The organism is Streptomyces sp. NPDC038280, assembly GCF_055600045.1.
The window spans coordinates 491380-512175 of sequence record NZ_JBVJYZ010000001.1 but is presented as its reverse complement, the minus strand read 5'-3'; the positions used below and the strand labels follow the sequence as shown (position 1 = coordinate 512175).

The 20796-nt window shown below is 71.9% G+C and carries 16 protein-coding genes; 5 read left to right on the top strand and 11 right to left on the bottom strand.

The genetic code is table 11. The features are described 5' to 3' along the window. Window positions 1-11 precede the first annotated feature (11 nt). The gene (locus ACZ7J0_RS02240) at window positions 12-953 is read left to right on the top strand and encodes an AraC family transcriptional regulator (RefSeq protein WP_470883140.1); all 942 of its coding nucleotides are present in this window, start codon (window positions 12-14) and stop codon (window positions 951-953) included. Window positions 954-1024: 71 nt separating this feature from the next. Further along, on the top strand, window positions 1025-1954 hold the full coding sequence (locus ACZ7J0_RS02235; protein ID WP_470883138.1) for a methyltransferase domain-containing protein: 930 nt from the start codon (window positions 1025-1027) through the stop codon (window positions 1952-1954). Window positions 1955-1995: 41 nt separating this feature from the next. On the opposite strand, the gene ACZ7J0_RS02230 is transcribed toward ACZ7J0_RS02235, so the two are convergent. Then, window positions 1996-3015: a GlxA family transcriptional regulator gene (locus ACZ7J0_RS02230; RefSeq protein ID WP_470883136.1), complete on the bottom strand. Its 1020-nt coding sequence runs from the start codon at window positions 3013-3015 to the stop codon at window positions 1996-1998. A 135-nt stretch (window positions 3016-3150) separates the two neighbouring features. Between ACZ7J0_RS02230 and ACZ7J0_RS02225 the strand changes: the two genes are divergently transcribed. Continuing rightward, the gene (locus ACZ7J0_RS02225) at window positions 3151-4119 is read left to right on the top strand and encodes an NADP-dependent oxidoreductase (protein ID WP_470883134.1); all 969 of its coding nucleotides are present in this window, start codon (window positions 3151-3153) and stop codon (window positions 4117-4119) included. Between the two features lie 125 nt (window positions 4120-4244). Here the strand turns inward: ACZ7J0_RS02225 and ACZ7J0_RS02220 are convergent, their stop codons facing one another. The 9 genes from ACZ7J0_RS02220 to ACZ7J0_RS02180 form a co-directional block, all read right to left on the bottom strand. After that, a complete protein-coding gene (locus ACZ7J0_RS02220) occupies window positions 4245-4619 on the bottom strand; it encodes a hypothetical protein (protein ID WP_469121232.1) in 375 nt (124 codons plus the stop codon). Between the two features lie 77 nt (window positions 4620-4696). Then, on the bottom strand, window positions 4697-5089 hold the full coding sequence (locus tag ACZ7J0_RS02215; RefSeq protein WP_468703735.1) for a roadblock/LC7 domain-containing protein: 393 nt from the start codon (window positions 5087-5089) through the stop codon (window positions 4697-4699). A 38-nt stretch (window positions 5090-5127) separates the two neighbouring features. After that, entirely contained in the window at window positions 5128-5874 is a 747-nt protein-coding gene (locus tag ACZ7J0_RS02210) for a transcriptional regulator (RefSeq protein WP_470883132.1), read from the bottom strand. Window positions 5875-5891: 17 nt separating this feature from the next. After that, complete coding sequence (locus ACZ7J0_RS02205; protein WP_470883130.1) at window positions 5892-6275, bottom strand: hypothetical protein; 384 nt, start codon at window positions 6273-6275, stop codon at window positions 5892-5894. A gap of 189 nt (window positions 6276-6464) precedes the next feature. Beyond that, window positions 6465-7292, bottom strand: coding sequence for an aldo/keto reductase (locus ACZ7J0_RS02200; RefSeq protein ID WP_470883128.1), 828 nt, complete (start codon window positions 7290-7292; stop codon window positions 6465-6467). A 160-nt stretch (window positions 7293-7452) separates the two neighbouring features. After that, window positions 7453-8220, bottom strand: coding sequence for an ABC transporter ATP-binding protein (locus ACZ7J0_RS02195; RefSeq protein ID WP_470883126.1), 768 nt, complete (start codon window positions 8218-8220; stop codon window positions 7453-7455). Next, entirely contained in the window at window positions 8217-11198 is a 2982-nt protein-coding gene (locus tag ACZ7J0_RS02190; protein WP_470883124.1) for an ABC transporter permease subunit, read from the bottom strand. Before ACZ7J0_RS02190 ends, ACZ7J0_RS02195 begins: the two co-directional genes overlap by 4 nt. A gap of 12 nt (window positions 11199-11210) precedes the next feature. After that, complete coding sequence (locus ACZ7J0_RS02185; protein ID WP_470883123.1) at window positions 11211-12470, bottom strand: ABC transporter substrate-binding protein; 1260 nt, start codon at window positions 12468-12470, stop codon at window positions 11211-11213. A gap of 122 nt (window positions 12471-12592) precedes the next feature. Beyond that, on the bottom strand, window positions 12593-14416 hold the full coding sequence (locus tag ACZ7J0_RS02180) for an AMP-dependent synthetase/ligase (protein WP_470883121.1): 1824 nt from the start codon (window positions 14414-14416) through the stop codon (window positions 12593-12595). Between the two features lie 448 nt (window positions 14417-14864). Between ACZ7J0_RS02180 and ACZ7J0_RS02175 the strand changes: the two genes are divergently transcribed. Next, window positions 14865-18479 (top strand): NACHT domain-containing protein, encoded by a 3615-nt coding sequence (locus ACZ7J0_RS02175; protein WP_470883120.1) that lies wholly within the window; start codon window positions 14865-14867, stop codon window positions 18477-18479. A 2-nt stretch (window positions 18480-18481) separates the two neighbouring features. Here ACZ7J0_RS02175 and ACZ7J0_RS02170 read toward each other — a convergent pair whose 3' ends face one another. Then, a complete protein-coding gene (locus ACZ7J0_RS02170) occupies window positions 18482-19372 on the bottom strand; it encodes a LysR substrate-binding domain-containing protein (RefSeq protein WP_470883118.1) in 891 nt (296 codons plus the stop codon). A gap of 206 nt (window positions 19373-19578) precedes the next feature. On the opposite strand from ACZ7J0_RS02170, the gene ACZ7J0_RS02165 reads away from it, so the two are divergent. Then, a complete protein-coding gene (locus ACZ7J0_RS02165; RefSeq protein ID WP_470883116.1) occupies window positions 19579-20682 on the top strand; it encodes a bile acid:sodium symporter family protein in 1104 nt (367 codons plus the stop codon). The last annotated feature ends 114 nt before the right edge of the window (window positions 20683-20796 follow it).

The window sequence follows — 20796 nt, the reverse complement described above, 5'->3', positions numbered from 1 at the left end:
GCTTCGGTCCCATGGACGCACTCGCCGGACTGCTCGACGGACCGCGGGCCAGGGGGGCCTTTCTGCTGCGGATGGTGATGGAACCCCCGTGGTCGGTACGGATCGAGGACCAAGCGCCGCTCTGCCTGATGTGTGTGACGGAGGGCGAGGCATGGATCGTGCCCGACACGGGTGCCCCGGTGCTCGTGCGCCCCGGCGACGTCGCGATCGCCCGCGGCCCGGAGTCGTACACCGTCGCCGACACCCCGGACGGCCCGCCGTACGCCGTCATCGGCCCCGGCGGTGTCTGTACGACGCTGAGGGGCGAGCCGCTGTCGCAGGCCATGCGGCTGGGCGTACGCACCTGGGGCAACGCGGCCGACGGTTCGACGACCATGCTCATCGGCACGTACCAGATGGACGGTGAGGTGAGCCGCCGGCTGCTCGACGCGCTGCCGCCCCTGCTGCACCTCCCGGCCGAGGTCTGGAAGAGTCCGCTCATGCCGGTTCTCGACGAGGAGATCTCCCGGGACGAGCCGGGGCAGAGCGTGGTCCTCGACCGGGTCCTGGACCTGCTGCTGATCGCCGTGCTGCGGGCCTGGTTCTCGCGGCCCGGCGCCGAGGCGCCCGCCTGGTACCGGGCCATGGGAGACCCGGTCGTCGGCCAGGCGCTGCGGCTGCTGCAGGACGACCCCGCCCACCCCTGGACGGTCGCCTCGCTGGCCGCCAAGTGCGGGGTGTCCCGGGCGGGGCTCGCGCGGCGCTTCGCCGATCTCGTGGGGGAGACGCCGATGGCGTATCTCACCGGCTGGCGCCTCGCGCTCGCCGCCGACCTGTTGCGCGAGACGGACGCGACGGTCGAGTCGGTGGCGCGGAAGGTGGGCTACAGCGGCTCGTTCGCGCTGAGCGCGGCGTTCAAGCGGGTCCGGGGGGTCAGCCCGCAGGAGCACCGCACGGGCAGGCGGCGCGACTGAGACAGCCCCGTCCGTTTGCCGAAGCGGCAACAATTCTCGCGTCCTGAGCCGATCCGGCGGACGCTGGCCGCATGAGTCGTCACCACACCCATGACACCGCTCAGAGCGGTCAGCCCAGCGGCCACCACGGGGGCCACCCCGGTGGGCACGCCGACAGCGCCCACGTCGACTGGAGCGAGATGGCCACGCTCCTGGAGTGCCAGGCCGAGATCCAGAGCCCGCTGTACGTGCAGGCGGCGGCCTGGCTCGGCGAGCTGGCGCCCTCCCACGGCGTGCGCCGGATCCTCGACATCGGCAGCGGACCGGGGGTCCTGACCTCTCTCCTCGCCGAGGCGTTCCCGGCGGCCGAGGTGGTCGCCGTGGACCCGGCCCCGGAGCTCCTGGCACGCGCCCGGGCCCGCGCCGAGGCGCGCGGGCTCGGCTCCCGAGTCTCCACTCTCATCGCCCAACTCCCCGAGGATGTCGCCCTATTGGGAGAGGCGGACCTGATCTGGGCGGGGAACTCCCTGCACCACGTCGGTGACCAGCGTGCGGCGCTCGCCTCCCTGGCGCGGCTGCTGCGGCCGGGAGGCGTGATGGCCCTGGTCGAGGGCGGGCTGCCGGCCCGCCATCTGCCCTGGAACACCGGCATCGGCCGCCCCGGACTGGAGGCCCGGATCGACGCGGTGAACAGCGACTGGTTCGGCCGGATGCGGGCAGCGCTGCCCGGCACGAAGGACGAGGTCGACGACTGGCGCGGGCTGCTGACAGCCGCCGGTCTCACGCCGAGCGGCACCCGGTCGTTCCTGCTCGACCTTCCGGCGCCGGTGTCCGACGCCGTACGGGAGCAGGTGGTCGCCGCGTTCGCCCATCAGCGGGGCGCTCTGGAGGGGCAGCTCGCGGCCGACGACCAAGAGGCCCTCGACCGGCTGCTCGACCCCGCGGACCCGCAGGGGCTGCACCGCCGTACGGACGTCTTCCAGCTGTCCGTCCGAACGGTCCACACGGGCCGCCGGGGCTGACCGGGGCATCCCGGCCGATCCCTCGCACCCGGTGCGAGGGATCACCCCGGGCCGCTGCGGGCGTGCACCGGCGGCGCCTCCGTGTGGAACGTGCGCCGGTAGGCCGCGGGGGAGACCCCGACCAGGCTGCGCATGTGCTGGCGCAGCGAGTTGCCGCTGCCGAAGCCCGCGCGGTCCGCGATGTGGTCCACCGGCAGATCGCTCGTCTCCAGCAACTGCTTCGCCAGTTCCAGGCGTTGGGCCGTGAGCCACTGGCCGGGAGTGAGGCCGGACTCGTCGCGGAAGCGGCGGGTGAAGGTGCGGACGCTCATGCGCGCGTGACCGGCGAGCTCCGCCAGGGTGAGCGGCTGCTCCAGGCGCTCCAGTGCCCAGGCGCGGGTCGGCGCGGTGGTCGAGGCCGACGGCTCGGGGACCGGCCGCTCGATGAACTGCGACTGTCCGCCGTCCCGCCACGGCGCCACGACACAGAGGCGGGCGACCTGGTTGGCGGTGGCGCTGCCGTGGTCGCGCCGCACCAGGTGCAGGCAGAGGTCCACCCCGGCGGCGGCGCCCGCCGAGGTCAGGACGTCGCCGTCGTCGACGAAAAGCACATCCGCGTCGACCCGCACGCGGGGGAACAGCTTCTGGAAGTGGTCCGCCTCGACCCAGTGGGTGGTCGCGGCCCGGCCGTCGAGGAGCCCGGCCGCGGCGAGTGCGTACGCCCCGGTGCAGATCGAGACGATGCGCGCCCCGGGCCGGATGCGGGCCAGGGCGCCCTTCAGCTCCGGCGCCATCACGCCTGCCTCGGCGTGCTGCCGCAGATGGTAGGCGGGCGGTACGACGACGGTGTCGGCCTCCTCCAGCGCCTCGGGACCGTGCTCGACGGCGATCGAGAAACCGGCGTCGGTGCGGACGGGAGCGCCGTCCGGGGAGCAGACCCGTACGTCGTAGAGGGGCGTGCCGTCGGCCGCGTGGGCGCAGCCGAGGATGCGGGCGGGGATGCCCAGCTCGAAGGAGAGCACTCCGTCGAGCGCGAGCACGACCACACGGTGGGGGCCACCTGGCCAGGTCGAATCCTGCATGGCCAGATTCTGTCACATCATGGCCATCCGGCCAGTACCAGGCGAGGGCCCCGGAGCGGAAGGTAGAGCGGTACCGCCCCCCGGCCGAGCCGCGGCGGCGCCCATCACGCTCCACACGAAGGGATCCACCTCCTCATGAACGACACCACCGCCTCCGGCTCCGACGGCACGATGCGCGCCATCAGCGCGGCCGCCTGGGGCGGACCGGAGGTCCTCACCGAGGTCCGTCTGGACCGCCCCGTGCCCGGCCCGACCGAGATCCTCGTCCGGGTCCACGCGGCCGGCGTCAACCCGGTCGACTGGAAGTCACGCGCCTCCGGCGGCTTCGGCCTGTGGGGCGAGACGCCCGTGCTCGGCTACGACGTCTCCGGGGTGGTGGAGGCCGTCGGCCTCGGGGTCACGCTGTACCAGCCGGGCGACGAGGTGCTCGGCATGCCGGACTTCCCGCGGCAGGCGGGCGGGTACGGCGAGTACGTCACGGGGCCCGCCAGGCACTTCGTACGCAAGCCGGCCGGGCTGGACCACGTCCACGCGGCGGCGCTGCCGCTCGCCGGGCTCACCGCCTGGCAGTCCCTCGTCGGGACGGCCCGGCTGCGGGCGGGGCACCGTGTCCTGATCCACGCCGCGGCGGGCGGGGTCGGCCACCTCGCGGTCCAGATCGCCAAGGCGCACGGCGCCCATGTCATCGGCACGGCGAGCGCGGCCAGGCACGACTTCCTGCGGGACCTGGGCGCCGACGAGCTGATCGACTACACCACGACCGATTTCACCGAGGTCGTGCGGGACGTCGACACCGTCATCGACACGGTCGGCGGCGACTACGGCATCCGCTCGCTGGGCGTCCTGCGGGAGGGCGGGACGCTGGTCTCGCTCGCGGACCCGACGGCCGTTCCGGCCGCGGAGGAGGCCGAGCGGCGCGGGGTGCGCACCGGGTTCACGCTGGTCGAGCCCGACTACGCGGCGCTCCAGGCGCTGACGGCCCTGGTGGACGAGGGCCGGCTCCGGGTCCAGGTCGACACGGTCTTCCCGCTGGAGGACGCGGCCAAGGCCCATGAGTGGAGCGAGTCGGGCCGTACGCGCGGCAAGATCGTCCTCACGGTCTGAGATCCGGCAGACGCGAAGACGGGGTGACGGGGGAGGTGGGCCCCCGGCCGTGGGTGGGACGGCGTCCGCGCCGCCCCCGCGGCCCGGTCGGGCCGAGGGGTGGGGACGCCGCCCACCGCCGGGGCTCAGACCTCCAGCTGCGCCTCGATCTGCTTCAGCTGGTGGCGGGCCATCGCCAGGTTGGCCCGAGCGCTGTCCAGCGCCAGGTAGAGGAAGAGACCGTTGTTGTTGCGGGCCTTCAGCAGCCGGATCAGGTGGTACTGGCTGCCGAGGGTGATGAGGATGTCCTCGATCTCGTCCTTGAGCCCGAGGTGTTCCATGGTGCGCAGCTTGGCCCGCACGACATCGGTGTTGCCCGCGGCGGCGACGTTCAGGTCGAGTTCCTTGCCGCCGCCGACCGTGCCCAGCGCCATGCCGCTGGTGTAGTCGACGAGTGCGGCACCGAGCGCTCCCTCGATCGACGTGATTGCTTCCTTGAGTGCGACTTCGGTCTTGGCCATGGCAGTTCCGTTCCTCTTCTGGGTTCTGGCTCTTCGAGGTGTGTGCGGTGTGTGCGGTATGCGCTGTGCGGCGGTGGTCAGGGGGTGTCGAGACGTTCGAGCGCGCTGTCGACCATGTCGCCGATGCGCGCACTGGACCTGCGGGCCTCCAGGTGCAGCCGGCCCACGTTGATCCGTGGTTCCGCGAGAAGGGTCAGGACGGCCGCGGAGCCCGCCGCGTAGGTGGCGATGTAGCCGTTCTCGCCACGGATCAGCAGCTCGCGGAAGTCCCCCTGCCCCGTGGCGTCCGTCAGCCGCAGGGACACTCCGAGCGCGGCCGCGGTGAGCGCGGCGATGCCCTCGGCCTCGGCGGACGCGCTCTCCTGGGCCAGTACGAGACCGTCGGCGCTGGCCGCGAGGGCGCCCGTGAGCTGCGGCACCCGGGCTCTCAACCGGCGCAGTTCCTCGATGACTTCGGCTTCCGCGGACATCAGTTGTCTCCTCTCGGCGCGCTGCCGCCGGACGCGGATCACAGGGCCTCCAAGGCGTCGCGCAGTCGGCGCAGCAGGGCCGTGTCCGCGTCGGTGGCGGCGCACTCGGCCGAGATCCGGGCGGGGACGGGTGCGAGGGCGGGCGAGGCGGGGATGGGGGAGGTCTCGATGAGTCCGGCCGCGGCCAGTCTGCGAATGTCGATCAGGGTGTGGAAGGCCGGGCGGCCCAGCAGCCGGGCGATGTCCGGCGGGGTGCGGACGCCGTCCGCCATCCCGAGGACGGCACGCTGGCGCGGGGTCACCTGGGTGCCGGGAGGCCACGAGGTCCGTACGACGGGTGCGGTGTCGTTCGCGGGGTGCGGCCAGATGCGGTCGAGCAGCTCTCGTCTGCGCAGCGTCTCGCGCTCCACCACGTCCGCGGGGACCGGACGGACGGTGCCGATCCAGTGGGCCACGCCGTAGCGGAAGCGGGTGGGTCCGCTGCTGGGGGCGAGCGCGAAATAGGCGGCGTCGTGCAGGGCGCCGAGGTGGCAGATCTCCAGCTCGCCGTCCGCGACCTGGCCGCTGTCGACGAGGAACCGGCCGACCCGGCCGTGCGCGCCCGCCTGGTCGACGGCCCGTTGCCACCCCTCGGGGCGCAGTCGCCCCGTGGTGGTGAGCAGGACGTCGATGCCGGGGGCGGCGGGGCTTTCCGCGTGCACCACCGCGCCGTCGGCGAGATAGAGGGTGCCCCGGTCGCGCAGCAGAGCGCCTGTGGCCCGCTCGGCGGCGAGCCGTGTGAGCATGGGGGAGACGGTGGCGGTCACCCGAGGGTCAGCCTTTCCGCGAGGTCGCGCAGGCGTATTCGGGCGAGGGCGAGATTGCCCTGCTCACGGTCGAGCCAGAGGTGCAGGAAGACGCTGCTGTCGAAGGTCGTCTCGACGAAGCGCAGGACGTGGTAGCCGGTGCGGCTGGTGACGATGACGTCCTCGACGGGTGGTCCGTCGCCGGCGGCGGGTGCGAAGGCGGGATGTTCGGTCGCCATCCGGGCCAGCTCGGCGGTCTCGGCGGCCGTGGCCTCGGGGTCGTTGTGGGGAGAGTCCCCGACCGTGCCGAGGGCGAGCCCGCTGGTCCAGTCGACCACCGCGGCGCCCAGAGCGCCGGGTAACCGCATGGCCTCCAGCAGGCATTCATCGATTCCGGGCACGCGGAAGTTCCCTCCCCGGCTTTCCGTGTGGGTGTGACGGGGATGTTACTCAACGTGTGGGAGGGAGGTGAGGGTTATGGAATTTTCCCGTGGAACATGCCAACACGGTGTCTGGAACAGGCCAGGGCGGCGTCCCACGGGCCGCGGTGGTGGCCCACCGCCGCCCGCGGACCGGACCGGTGATCCGCTCTAGGAGAAGTACGCCGGGTCCGGGCCCAGCCGCTTGCCCTCGTCCAGGGCCGCGAAGGCCTTCAGGTCGTCCTCGTCCAGCTGGAAGTCGAAGATGTCGATGTTCTCCTGGATCCGGGAGGGCGTCGCCGACTTGGGAATCACGACATTGCCGAGCTGCAGATGCCAGCGGAGCACCACCTGTGCGGGGGTCCGGCCGTGCTTCTGGGCGACCGCGACGACCGTCGGCACCTCCAGCAGGCCGCGGCCCTGGCCGAGCGGCGACCAGGCCTCGGTGGCGATGCCGTACCGCGAGTGGGCGGCGCGGGACTCCGCCTGCTGGAGCTGCGGGTGCAGCTCGATCTGGTTGACCGCCGGCTCCACCGAGGTCTCGGCGACCAGCCGGTCAAGGTGCTGCGGAAGGAAGTTGGAGACACCGATCGCCTTGGCGCGGCCCTCCGCGTAGATCTTCTCGAAGGCCCTGTACGTGTCGACGTAGGCGTCCTTGGACGGGACCGGCCAGTGGATCAGATACAGGTCCACATAGTCGAGGCCGAGCTTGTCCAGGGAGGCGTCGAAGGCGCGCAGGGTCGAGTCGAAGCCCTGCTGGCTGTTCCAGAGCTTGGTCGTGACGAAGAGCTCGTCACGTGCGATGCCCGAGGTGGCGATGGCCCGGCCGGTGCCCGTCTCGTTCTCGTAGATCGCGGCGGTGTCGATGGAGCGGTAGCCGGCCTCCAGGGCCGCGCCCACCGCCTTCGCCGCTTCGTCGTCCGGGATCTGCCAGACGCCGTAGCCGAGCTGCGGCATCGAGCCGCCGTTGTTGAGGGTGATGGAGGGGACCTTGCTCACGAGCGGTCGATCCTTTGCTTGGTCGGGTGGTACTCCCATGGTCAACGATCACGCGGACGCACGCATTCCCGCGCGTGCCCGGAACATCCCGGATCGCGGGGATACGCATGTGAACAAATGATGACGAGTCCGAGGTGCCGTCACTGGGCGGCCCGCGGCGTCATCCCCGGGTGCCGAGGTACGCGTCGCGCACCTTCGGGTCCGCGCGCACTTCGGCGGCCGTGCCGGACGCCAGTACGGCGCCCAGGTCCAGGACGACGACTCGCGCGCACAGCTCCATCACGAACGCGACATTGTGCTCGACGAGCAGGACGGCGCAGTTCTCCTCGTCCGCCATGTGCCGCACCACAGCGGCCAGTTGGGCCCGCTCGCCGGCGGACATGCCCGAGGCGGGCTCGTCGAGCAGCAGCACTCCGGGTGGATCGGCGAGCGCGCGCGCCAGTTCGACCATCCGGGCCTGGCCGACCGGGAGCGCTCCGGCGTACGAGTCCGCCAGCGCTTCCAGGCCGCACTCCCGCAGGACCTCCGCCGCCCGCGCCCTGCGGCGGGAGGTACTGCCCCGGCGCCACTCCTGGGCGACCACCAGATTGTCGGCGACCGTCAACTGGCCGAAGAGCTGCTGGCGTTGGAACGTGCGGCGCATCCCGTGCCGCGCCCGCCACACGGGGGAGCGGCGCGTGACGTCCGTGCCATGGAGGACGACGCGGCCCTGGTCGGGCCTCCGGATGCCGGACAGGACATCGAAGAGGGTCGTCTTTCCGGCGCCGTTGGGGCCGATGAGCCCGCACACCTCGCCCGGCCGCACCCCGATCCGTACGCCGTCCAGCGCGCGCACCCCGCCGAAGCGGACGCCGACACCGACCGCCTCCAGCGCGTACCCGGTGCCCGTCCCGGCCCCGGCCTTCCCCGTGGTGTCCGCAGACGTCATGTGCGCACCCTCTCCGATATCCCGAGATACGCCTCGGTGAGCCGGTCCGCCTCCACCTCGGCCCGGGGGCCGCACCACGCGACCCGGCCCTCTGCGAGATAGGCCACCGTGTCGGCGACGCCGAGGACCTCGGCTGCCTTCTCCTCGACGAGGAGCAGCGCGGAGCCCTGTGTACGGAGCTCCGTGAGCAGCCGGAACACCTCGTCGACGACGCGCGGGGCGAGACCCAGCGAGGGCTCGTCCGCCACGAGCACGGCGGGCGGACGGTGGAGCAGCGGGGCGAGCGCGAGGAGCTGCTGCTCGCCGCCGGAGAGTGAACCGGCCTGCACCGTACGGCGGTTGGCGAGAGCGCCGAACCGTTCGTACACGGCGTCCCGGTCTCCCCGGTCGGGCAGGTGCAGCGTCAGGTTCTCCTCGATGGTGAGCCCGGGGAAGATCCCTCGGCCCTCGGGGGCGAGCAGCACACCGCCGCGGGCCCGCCGCACGGCGTCCTGCGCCGTGGCGTCCCGCCCCCCGACGACCACCCGCCCGCGCACCGCGCCGAGCAGCCCGGCGGCCACCCGGCAGGTGGTGGACTTCCCGGCTCCGTTGGGTCCGAGCAGCGCGACGATCTCCCCGGCCCGGACGGTGAGGTCCACCCCGCGGAGGACGGGGGCGCCGCCGTACCCGGCATGGACGCCGTCGAGCCGCAGGGCGGGGGTGTCCAGGGGAGTGGTCCGGCGGGGAGGGCTGCCGTCGGAGCCGTCCGCGCCGGTGGGCCCGGGGACGCGTGGCCGGAGGCTGTTCTCAGGGGCCGGCCCCAGCGGCGTGTCGGCGCTCTGCCCTGAGGGCGCGCGACCCGGCCGCGGCAGGACACCCGCCCTGCCGCCCGCGTCGGCGTGCGTGGCCGGGGCCGCCTTCCGCGACGGGCCGCCGGCTCCCGCGTCCGCCTCCGGGGTCGGGGCGGTGAGACCCGACGTCCCCCGCCCCGGACCGCTGTCGTCCCCCGCAGCCCCGTCGCCCGAAAGCGCCGGCCCGCCCAAGGCCTCCGCTCCCACCTCCGCTCCCGCCCCCGCCCGTACTCCCGCCCCGGCCACCCGGCGCGCGTGCCATCGCATCGGGATCGCCGCGCAGTAACCGTCCGGGTCGTTCGCTAGGGCAAGCCCCGCCAGGCCGAAGAGGATCACGGGCAGGTGCGCCGACTCCGTCACGTAGTCCGCCATCAGGTGCGGGACGAGCGCGAAGACCAGGCCCGCCACCACCGCGAACTGTGGCCTGCGGACCCCCGCCGCGACTGCCACCGCCAGCCACACCAGCCCCGTCATCGCGGTGAAGTCGGTCGCCGTGACGCGGGTGTTGTACGACGCGTACATCACGCCACCGAAGCCGGCCAGCCCCGCCGAGACCGTGAACAGCAGCAGTTTCGTGCGGACGACCGAGACGCCGGAGGCGAGCGCCGCGGCCGGGGCGGACCGTACGGCCAGCATCGCGCGGCCCCAGGACGACTCGCGCAGCCGGTGCAGCAGCCAGACCGACACGGCGCAGAGCGCCACCAGGGCCACGCCCATGGCCCGGTCGTCGGTGAGGTCCACCGGGCCGACGACGGGACGGGGGACCTCCCAGCCGGTGTCGCCGTTGCGGAGCCCGCGGAACTGGAAGAGGACCTGGTCGGCGAGGAAGGCCAGCGCCAGCGTGGCAAGGGCCAGGGAGCGGCCGCCGAGCCGCAGCGCGGGCAGGGACACCACCGCGCCGAGGAGCGCCGCCGCGCAGGTGCCGACGGCGGCGGCCGCGGCGAACGGCCAGCCGTGGCTCATCAGGAGCCCGGCGACGAGCGCCGCCCCCGTCACGAACGTGGCCTGCGCGAGGGAGACCATCGCGCCGAGCCCGGTCACGACCGTGAAGGACATGAAGACGAGGGCGATCGCGAGACCCTGCGCCAGGATTCCGCTCCAGAAGGGGGTGGTGACCGTGTAGAAGGCGACCGCGAGCAGCACCGCGCCGCCCGCCCACGGTCCCCACCGGCGTGCCCAGGAGCGGCCGGCCAGGTAGTCCACCGGGGGCGCGTCGACGGCCGCCGTGCCGGCCGCACGCGTCCGGCGGGCCAAGACGAGGAGACCGCCGAACAGGATCAGAAACGGCACGGCCGTACGGAAGCCGGTGATGCCCTCGGCGAAGGTGGCGTACCCCGCGACCAGGTTCTGGAGCACCCCCAGCGCCAGCCCGCCCGCGAACGCCAGCGGCACCGACGCGAACCGGCCGAGGACCGCCGCCGTCGCGGAGACGAAGAGGAACAGGGTGAAATCGTGTGCCGACAGGCCCAGCAGCGGTGTGGCCAGGACGCCCGCGAGACCCCCCAGTCCGGACGAGAGCATCCAGGCGATCGACGACAGCCGGTCCGCGCTGATGCCCCGCAGTTCGACGAGTGAGCGGTTGTCGACGGCGGCCCGCAGCCGCAACCCCAGCCGGGTGTGCCGCATCAGCACCCACAGCCCGACGGCGACGACGGCCGTGGCGATCCAGGTGATGAGCTGGTCGGAGTCGACGCCGACCCCGTCCACCGGCTGCCACGACGTCGCCGGGCTCGGTCCCACGCCCGGGAGCCCGAACTGGTTCTCGGCGGGCAGCACCGGCGCGCCCGCGTCCGCCAGCAGCTCCACCGTCCACAGTCCGGCCGCGGGCAGGGCGACCAGCAGCCCGATCGTCGCCACGATCTGCGCGGTCTCGCCGACCCGGGCCAGTTTGCGAAACATCAGCCGGTCGAGCCCCCAGCCGATGCCCGGCGCCACCCCGCACACCAGCAGCAGCGCCGTCGGCACGGCGGGCCAGCCGAAGCCCGAGTGCAGCTCGTAGAAGGCCAGCGCGCACAGATAGGCGGTGGCGCCGTGCGCGAAGTTGAACAGGCCCGACGCCGAGTAGGACAGCACGAGACCCGTCGCGAGCAGGGCGTACAGCGCGCCCGACACCAGTCCGCTCAGTACGAAACCCAGCAGGTCACCCACGCCCGGGGCTCCTCAGCCGAAGGGGATCGGCGGATAGCACCTGAAGGGCGACGACACTTCGTACCGCCCGCCCCGCAGTTGCACCAGAGCCCCGCAGCCGAAGCTCTCCTTCTGTCCCTTGGGTTCGGCCCGGTCGCCGACCAGGGTGCCCGTGTCGGAGAAGCGCGAAGCGGCCTTCTGGAAGGAGTCGACGGTCAGGTCCTTGCCTGCTTCGGCCGCGATCGAAAGGAAGAGGTCCGCCGACATGTACCCGGTGACCATGTGCATGTTCAGCGGGATCTCCTTGCCGCCCGCCGCCTTCCTGATGTCCGCCTTGAACTGCTTCATCGCGGGCGTGTCCGACTCGAACGGCTGGAACTGCAACAGCACGTGCACCCCGTCCAGCGCCTGCTTCGTGGCGTCCTTGGAGAGCAGCCCCGGGTCGTAGTCGGTCGGATCCGAGATGACCCCCTTGTAGCCGGCGCGCTTGAGGGCCGTGAACAGCCCGATGTTGTACGGGGTCTGCATGACGGAGACCACCGCGTCGGGCGCCTTGCCGCCGTTGGAGCGGAGGATCTCCTTGGTGTAGGCGGACCAGTCGCTCGGCATCGAGGTCGCGGGCACGACGGCCTTGGCGTACGAGACGGTGAAGCCGGCGGCCCCGAAGCCCCGGCTGAAGGTGCGGATGCCGAACTTGCCCGCGTCGTTGTCCCCGGCGATCAGAGCGACCGACTTGTCCTTCGCCCCGCCCAGGACGGCCCCGAGCCCCTCCGGCCACGTCTGGTTGAGGGTTCCGCCCGGCATGGGGACGAGGCAGCCGTTGAAACCGTAGATGTGCTGTGGGCCGCAGAAGGACGGCAGGGTGCCCCATCCCACCGTCGGCACCTTCTGCCGGTCGAGGAAGTCGGCGCCGGTGAAGGTGACCGAGCTCATCGGGGAGACCGCGAAGACCTTTTCCTGCTGGACCAATTTCCGCGCGGCGGCGAGGTTCTTGGCCGGATCCTGACCGTCGTCCTCGGCGCCCAGGTACTCGATGGTGCGTCCGTTGACGCCGCCCTCGGCGTTGGCGCGGTCGTAGCGGGCCCTGGCGCCGAGGTCGGTGTCCTTCTTGGAGTAGCCGCTGGCGGTGGTCATGGAGACGATGCCGCCGACCTTGATGGAGTCGGCGGTCACGCCCCGGGCTGCCGAACCGCCCTCCTTCTGTGACGTCCCTCCGGTGGAAGCGGAGTTGCAGGCGGTGGTGAGCAGTAGTGCCGCTGCGGCTGCGGCGATGGTGCGGATCGGTCGCAACACGGTCGGTCCCTCCGTCGGGTGACCGAATTCTGTGGGTGACCTGATGAACCGTCAATAACTGACGCCAGGTGAATTGATGGGCCGTCAGATATCCTTCGGGTGCGACACCCGGACACCGTGGCTCACCGGTAGAGCGCGTCGACCTCCACCGCGTACGCCTTCTCGATCGCCTTCCGCTTCAGCTTCAGCGACGGCGTGAGCAGCCCGTGCTCCTCACTGAACGGGTGCGCGAGTATCCGGAAGGTGCGAATGGACTCGGTCTGCGACACCAGTGTGTTCGCCGCCACCACCGCCCGCCGGATCTCCGTCTCCAGGGTGGGGTCCCGCACCAGGTCGGCCGCCGGCATGGGCGGCCGGTTCTGCATGGCCAGCCAGTGGTCCACCGCCTCCTGGTCGACCGTCACCAGAGCCGCGATGTACGGGCGGTCATTGCCCACGACGATGCACTGCGCCACCAGCGGATGTGCCCGCACGCGCTCCTCGAGACCTGCGGGCGACACGCTCTTGCCGCCCGACGTCACCAGGATCTCCTTCTTCCGCCCGGTGATCGTCAGATAGCCCTCGTCGTCGAGCGACCCCAGGTCGCCCGTGGCCAGCCAGCCGTCGTTCAGCACGGCGGACGTCGAGGCGGGGTCGTTGAGATAGCCCGAGAAGATGTTGCCGCCGCGCAGCCACACCTCGCCGTCCTCCGCGATGTGCACGGTCGTCCCCGGGATCGGCCGGCCGACCGTGCCGTACTTGGTCCGCTCCGGAGGGTTCGCGGTCGCCGCCGCGGACGACTCCGTCAGGCCGTACCCCTCGTACACGGTGACACCCGCGCCCTCGAAGAACAGCCCCAGTCGGCGGTCCATGCCCGAGCCGCCGGACATGGCGTGCCGCACCCGCCCGCCCATGGCCTCCCGCACCTTGCCGTACACGACCTTCTCGAAGAACTGATGCTGCATCCGCAGCCCCGCCGAGGGGCCGGGGCCGAGACCGAACGCCTTGTGCTCCAGCGCCTCCGCGTACTTCACCGCCACCTCGACGGCCTTGTCGAACGGGCCGGTCCTGCCCGCTCCCTCGGCCTTGCGGCGGGCCGCGTTGAAGACCTTCTCGAAGATGTACGGCACGGCCAGGATGAACGTCGGCCGGAACGCCGCCAGGTCCGGCAGCAGCTCGCTCGCCGCCAGCACCGGCTGGTGCCCGATCTTCACCCCGCTGCGGATCGCCGCGACCTCCACCATCCGCCCGAAGACATGGGCGAGCGGCAGGAACAGCAGCGTGGACGGCTCGTCGCCGGCTTTGGTGTGGAACACCGGCTCCCAGCGGCCGGTCAGCATGTCCGACTCGAACATGAGGTTGGAGTGGGTGATCACGCACCCCTTGGGGCGTCCCGTCGTCCCCGACGTGTAGATCACGGTCGCCACCGACTCGGGAGTGACCGCACGGCGGTGCCGGTGGACCACGTCCTCGTCGATCCCGGCCCCGGCCTCGACCAGCTCGGCGACCGCGCCCGCGTCCAGCTGCCAGAGCCGGTTCAGCCGCGGCAGCCGGTCGACCACCGAACCGATCGTCATCGCGTGGTCCTCGTGCTCGACCACACACGCCGTGACCTCGGCGTCGTACAGCATCCAGAAGACCTGCTCGGCGGCGGACGTCGGATAGACCGGCACGGACTGGGCGCCGATGCTCCACAGCGCGAAGTCGAAGAGCGTCCACTCGTAGCGCGTACGGGACATGATGGCGACCCGGTCCCCGAACCGTACGCCGTGGGCGATCAGCCCCTTGGCGAGCGCCAGCACCTCGTCACGGAACTGCCGTGCGGTCACGTCCTGCCACCGGCCCGCCGCGTCCTTGCGCCCGAGGGTGACCCGCTCCGGAGTGCTCTGGGCATGGTCGAACACGGCGTCCGCCAGTCCGCCGACCTGAGGCGCCGCCTCGATGGGCGGCACTGTGAACTCCCGCAATGACATGCTCCTTGTGGCGCTCCGCACAGCGCCGGTGACGGTACCCCACCATCAGGGCGCGCGGGAGGGCCTTCATGAAGTCTGGACATTCGGCAACGCCACAGGTCAGGCGCCACAATCCGGTGGTCGAGGGCGTGCTCGCGGCCCGTTACTGACTCGGGAGTAAGCAAGCGGGGCCGCAATCTCCACGGAATCTTCCGAATCTGTACCGGTCGATCACGCGGGGCCGCCGTGCCGCCCGGCGAGGGGGTGCGCCACGCCCTCGGTGCCCGGGGAGTGGCGGCGAGGGGCGCGCCGGCCGGCCCCGGTGGGCCGGACCCAATCCGGCCCAAGGGCGTCCGGCATGTCGACCGCGCGCCGATCCCGCGCCCTGTCAAGCGACTGACATACGACGAAACTCACCGCTATCGTCCATCACGTCGGGTGTCCACGGGGGGCGGGGGAACACGTGCCTGCAGAGATCATCGCCACGGCGGCCGGCATCGTCGGCAAGGTCGTCGCGAAACCGGCCTCGGACGCGGCCCTGCGCAGGGAGGCGGTCATCCGCGCCCTGAAGGCGGTGCGCCTGGACCCGAAGTCACCGCCCCGCGACTTCGACAGCCTCTACGCGTACACGCTCATCGAGTACTGCTACGAACGCCCGGCGCCGGTACTGGCCTTCTTCCGCGACCCCTACGTCCTCGAAGCGTTCCGGCGCTCGTTCGACGGCGGTGACTGGACGCGACTGCGCGAGGAGACGGCCGACGCGATCGCCCGCAACGCCGAGACACGGGAGTTTGGCCACCTCGGCCACGGCTTCGAGGAGCACGTCGACGGGTTCACCGAAGCGTTCCAGGTCCTGGTGGACCGCAGCCGCGCCCCGCACGAGGCCCGGCTCGAGAACAAGCTCGACGACGTCACCGGCATGCTGGAGCAGGTGCTCCGCACGCGCGACGACGAGGAACGCCACCGTCTCCTCACCGAGCCCGGACGGGCCGTGGCCAAACCCGCCGGACGGCTGATGAGGGACGTACGGGACTGGTTCGACGCCGTCGGCTACGACGTGCGGCGCACCTGGGAGACCGACGATGGCAGCGTCGCCCTCCTCGTCCACGTACCGCAGCGCCGCCCCGGCCGCTTCGACCGCAATGTGATGCTGTGCGTCGACGGTGAGCTCGGCCCGCACCACCTGAGGGTCCTGGAGGAGCTGAGGGTCGCCGAGGGGGCGGCCGAGGGTTGGGGGCTGGCCCGGCTGCGGATCAGCGAGTCGGCGCGGCGCCGCGCGGCGGAGAGCGGCGACCTGTTGTTCTGCTACTCCTTCGACGAACTCATCGAGCTGGAGGCGGACTTCGAGCCGTACATCGCCTGGGTGGAGGCGGAGGTCGCGCGGCGCGGCATCGACAGGAGGTACGTACCCCTGTCCTGCCGCAAGGACGAGGTCGATCCCACCACCCAGCAGCCCCTGGACACCAGCGTCTACGACTGGCGGGAGGGCGGTCTCGACGACTACGTCGCCGGCTGGCTCCAGGAGCCGGCGAAGAAGCACCTCTCGCTGCTGGGCGAATTCGGCATGGGCAAGTCGTGGTTCGCCCTGCACCTGGCGGGCGAAATGGCCCGCGGCTGGCGCGACGCGAAGCGCAGAGGGGTGCCCCGCCCCCGCATCCCCCTGGTGATCCAACTGCGTGACTTCGCCAAGCAGACCAAGGTCTCCGCGCTGCTGTCGGAGTTCTTCTTCAACAAGCACCGCGTCAACCTGCGCAGTTACGAGGTCTTCCGCGTCCTCAACCGCATGGGTCGGCTGCTCCTCATCTTCGACGGCTTCGACGAGATGGCGGCCCGCGCCGACCGCCACACCGTCGTCGCGAACTTCTGGGAGCTGGCCAACGCGGTCGAGCCGGGCGCCAAGGTCCTGCTCAGCAGCCGCACCGAGCACTTTCCCGACGCGAAGGAGGCACGCGACCTCTTCGGCGCGAAGGTGCGGGTGTCGACCGCGGTGGGCCAGAAGGAGGGCCCGACGTTCGAGATCGTCGAACTCGTGCCGTTCGACGACGAACAGATCGAGGCGATGCTCGGCCATGTCCTCACCGCGGACAAGGTCGCCACGGTGATGGCCCATCCGGACGTCAGGGACCTGATGCGGCGCCCGGTGATGTCCGAGCTGGTGATGGACGCGCTGCCGGAGATCGAACAGGGCGCGGAGATCGATCTCGCGCGGATCTACCTCTACGCCATCCAGCGGAAGATGGACCGTGACGTACGTGCGGAGCGGACGTTCACCTCGCGCGCGGACAAGCTGTTCTTCCTGTGCGAAGTGGCGTGGGAAATGTTGTCGTCGAACCAGCTCACCCTGAACTACCGGGACTTCCCCGACCGGTTGCGAGCCTGCTTCGGATCAGCCGTCGAGGCCGCGAAGGACCTGGACTACTGGGAACAGGACATGCGCAACCAGGGAATGCTGGTGCGCAACGCGGAGGGAGACTACGGTCCCTCGCACATGTCGCTGCTCGAGTTCCTGGCGGCCTTCAAGTTCGTCGGTGAACTGGGTCTGCTGAGCGGCGAGTTCCTCGGCATGATCCCGGGCACGGGCGGCGAGAGCGGAGTGCGGATCGCCTGGTCCCGGTACTTCGCAGCGCGGGCGGCCGACGGTTCACTGCCGTCGCTGTTGTCCTTCGTGCTGGAGTCACCAGGGCGCCTCGCGAGCGGATTCGGCGCCCTGGGCGACGCGCCGGTGGTGTTCGAGTTCATGGCGGCGATGGTGCGCGGGGCGGACGGGTTCGACGAGTATCTGCTCTCCCTCGCCCGGGTGACGGCCGGGTGGGGCAGCGGAGTGCGGGGCCTGGCCGGCAACTGCCTGAATCTGGTGCTGGAGTCGGGCAGGCCGCTCGAGGGAACGAGCCTGGTCGGCGTGGATCTGACGGGATTCCGGCCGCTGGACCACGGTAAGCGGGTCTCGCTGGCCCGCTGCGATCTGCGCGACGCCGTGCTCACCGACGCCGGTCTGAGGCACATCGACCTCAGAGGCGCCGACCTCACCGGTGCGACGCTGTCGGGGGACGCGGTGCTGCGCGGCTGGAACGCGCCCGAAGCGGTGTGCTGGCACCCCGGCGGCGGGCTGACGGCACAGGCGGAGCACGAGCTCCTCCACTGGCCGGACGGGCAGGTGACGTCGGAGCCGACCCGGTTCGGCACCGACCCCTTCGAGCAGCAGTGGTGGCAGGTCTCCCACGCGCCCGTAGCCGTCGGCGCCACCGAGGTCGTCGTCAGGGACGGGGAGGGAAGCAGGATCGTCGACGTGGTCCCGGGCAGAGTCGTCCAACGACTGCCCCACCTCGTCCTGGGCGTCGTCCGCCGCGGCGGACAGCTGCGTCAGGTGTACAAACAGGCCGGCGTCCTGCGCGTGGAAGGACCCGGAGGTGAGGCGGTCGTGCTGCCCCGGGACGACGACATGCTCACCTTCTGTGTGACGGAGGCGGGCATCGTGTGCGTCGCCGCCGACAGCGAACGGTCCGCACTCTCCGTGCTGACCTGGACGGGGGAGACCGCGCAGTGGGTGCACAGGACAACGGTCCTCGTCCGGGGCAACGTCCTCGGACTCCACCACGAGGCGCTCGGCGACGCCCATGGAACCTCCTCCGCGCTGATCAACGACACCCGTGGCTTCGTGCTGGCCGTCGACGCGTTCGCGATGCGGGCGGTGGCCCTCGACCCGGAGACCGCCATGGCGGAGGTGCATCCGGGCGAGGTGAGGTGCTTCGAGTTCCGTGCCGTGCCCGGCCTGGCGGCCCTGGGAACCCCCCATGGGATCGCGGTCTACCGGCTCGTCGAGGACTCCCGCTTCGAGCCGGCCTGGCAGGCGCCCCTCCCCACCGGAGTCAGGGCGCTGGCCGCGTCGCCCGACGGGACCAGGCTGGTCTCCTGCTCGGCCTCGGGTGAGATCGCCGTCCGCGACTTCGCCTCCGGTGAGATCCTCTCCCGTACCTCCGTCAACCCGTGTCTCAAGGGCGCCCGCTTCTCCCGACACTGCGGCCTCGACGCCTCTGTTCTGGACGTCGTCGAGCTGGCGGGGGGCATCGTCGTGGACTGACCTCAGCCCCCCGCCGCGCCCGCCGGCCGGTGCAGCCGGTCGCCGCTCGCCAGGATCGCCGAGGCCAGCGCGTCGGCGGCCTCCGCCGCCTCCGGGGAGCCGCCCCGGTCCCGGCCCTGACGGACGACGAAGTCCACGTCGCCCAGTTCCGGGAGGCCGTAGCGCGCCGGGACCGGAGTGAGGCCCGGTGGGATCAGTCCCCGGGTGTGGGCCATCACGCCCAGGCCCGCGCGGGCCGCGGCGATCAGGCCGCTGAGGCTGGCGCTCGTACAGGCGACGCGCCAGGGCCGGCCCGCGGCCTCCAGGGCCTCCAGGGCGCGGGCACGGGTGATCCCGGGCGCCGGGAAGACGATCAGCGGAACAGGTCGGTCCGGGTCCAGGCGCAGCCGGGGCGCGCCGATCCAGGTGAGGGCGGACTGCCAGACCAGTTCGCCGTGGCGGTCGCCGGAGCGGCGCTTGGCGAGGATCAGGTCGAGCCGCCCGGCCTCGAGCTGGGCGTGCAGCGTGCCGGAGAGTTCGACGGTCAGCTCCAGATCGACCTCCGGGTGGTCGCGGCGGAACGACTCCAGGATCTCGGGGAGCCGGGTGACGACGAAGTCCTCGGAGGCGCCGAACCGCAGCCGGCCGCGCAGCCGCGTCCCCGTGAAGAAGGCCGCCGCCCGTTCGTGGGCCTGCAGGATCGTCCGCGCGAAGCCGAGCATCGCCTCGCCGTCCTCGGTGAGGTCCACGCTGTGGGTGTCGCGGCTGAAGAGCGGACGGCCCGTCGCGTCCTCGAGCCGTCGCACGTGCTGGCTGACCGTGGACTGGCGCAGCCCGAGCCGGCGCGCGGCCCGGGTGAAGCTCAGGGTCTGGGCGACCGCGAGGAAGGTACGGAGCTGGGTGGGGTCGTACACCTCTCCACCGTAGCCCGCTATCGCGAAACGTGATGACAGTCAGAGCTGCGTACGGGATTCCCGATCACGGCGAAGAGGAGCAGGATGGGGAGGCCACGACTCCGGCACGTCGCACCCCGGGCGACCGCACACCGCACCGGCGCCCACCGCGCCACGGCACACCGCACACCGCACCACGCACCGAATCCGATGGAGCCCCCGCGCACATGAGCCGCCGCACGTCCCCGCTGCCGTCCTGGCTGCCCGTCGATCCGTACATACTCGCGCTCCTCGGCACGGTGGTCCTCGCGGCACTGGTGCCCGCCTCCGGGGCGGCCGCCGAGGTGGCCGGCGGGGCGTCGACCGGGGCGATCGCCCTGCTGTTCTTCCTGTACGGTGCCCGGCTGTCGACGCGCGAGGCCATGGACGGGCTGAAGCACTGGCGGCTTCATCTGACCGTCCTCGTCTGCACCTTCGTGGTGTTCCCCCTGCTGGGGCTCGCCGCGTGGGGACTCGTGCCCTCCGTGCTGACACCCGAGCTCCACAGCGGTCTGCTGTTCCTCTGCCTGGTGCCGTCGACGATCCAGTCGTCGATCGCCTTCACCTCCCTCGCACGGGGCAATGTCGCCGCGGCGATCTGCGCCGGCTCCTTCTCCAGCCTCGCGGGCATCGTGCTGACACCGCTGCTGGCCGGGCTGCTCCTGGGTGGCGGCGCCGGGGGGTTCTCGGCCGACTCGCTGCTGAGGATCGTGCTCCAGCTGCTGGTGCCGTTCATGGCGGGCCAGCTGCTGAGGCGCTGGGTCGGCGGGTTCCTGGTCCGGCACAAGAAGGTCCTCGGGTACGTCGACCGGGGCTCGATCCTCCTGGTCGTCTACACCGCGTTCAGCCAGGGCATGGTCGCGGGCATCTGGCACCAGGTGACCCCGGGCCGGCTGGCCGCGCTGCTCGGCGTCGAGGCGGTGCTGCTCGCCGTGATGCTGGCGCTGACCTGGTACGGCTCCAAGCGCCTCGGCTTCGGCCGCGGGGACAGGATCGCGATCCAGTTCGCGGGCTCCAAGAAGAGCCTGGCGGCCGGCCTGCCGATGGCGAGCGTGCTGTTCGGGGGGCAGGCCGCGCTCGCCGTACTGCCGCTGATGCTGTTCCACCAGATGCAACTGATGGTGTGCGCGATCATCGCCAAGCGCCGCTCCCGCGACCCCGAAGACACCGGGGCATTCGAGGACACCGGGCATTCCGGGACTCCAGGGACTCCAAGGAGCCCGGCGACTCCGGGCGGTCAAGGGCTCCCCCGTCGTCGTCCGGCTCCGGTGCGGTGGTCCGGGGCGCGGTGACGGCCGGGAGCTGAGCGCCGCGCTCATTGGACCTCTTGCGCCGTATCGCCGACCCCGACGCCCCCTGCGACTGACGCCACACCGCCGTGCCGGGGCCAGTGGATCATGCGGGCC

Coding starts and splice junctions, on each gene's coding strand:
- ACZ7J0_RS02165 (WP_470883116.1), top strand. CDS start 19,579: ATGAGCCGCCGCACGTCCCCGCTGCCGTCCTGGCTGCCCGTCGATCCG.
- ACZ7J0_RS02215 (WP_468703735.1), bottom strand. CDS start 5,089: ATGTCCGCGGAAGCCGAAGTCATCGAGGAACTGCGCCGGTTGAGAGCC.
- ACZ7J0_RS02230 (WP_470883136.1), bottom strand. CDS start 3,015: ATGCAGGATTCGACCTGGCCAGGTGGCCCCCACCGTGTGGTCGTGCTC.
- ACZ7J0_RS02240 (WP_470883140.1), top strand. CDS start 12: ATGGACGCACTCGCCGGACTGCTCGACGGACCGCGGGCCAGGGGGGCC.
- ACZ7J0_RS02225 (WP_470883134.1), top strand. CDS start 3,151: ATGAACGACACCACCGCCTCCGGCTCCGACGGCACGATGCGCGCCATC.
- ACZ7J0_RS02195 (WP_470883126.1), bottom strand. CDS start 8,220: ATGACGTCTGCGGACACCACGGGGAAGGCCGGGGCCGGGACGGGCACC.
- ACZ7J0_RS02220 (WP_469121232.1), bottom strand. CDS start 4,619: ATGGCCAAGACCGAAGTCGCACTCAAGGAAGCAATCACGTCGATCGAG.
- ACZ7J0_RS02235 (WP_470883138.1), top strand. CDS start 1,025: ATGAGTCGTCACCACACCCATGACACCGCTCAGAGCGGTCAGCCCAGC.
- ACZ7J0_RS02210 (WP_470883132.1), bottom strand. CDS start 5,874: ATGCTCACACGGCTCGCCGCCGAGCGGGCCACAGGCGCTCTGCTGCGC.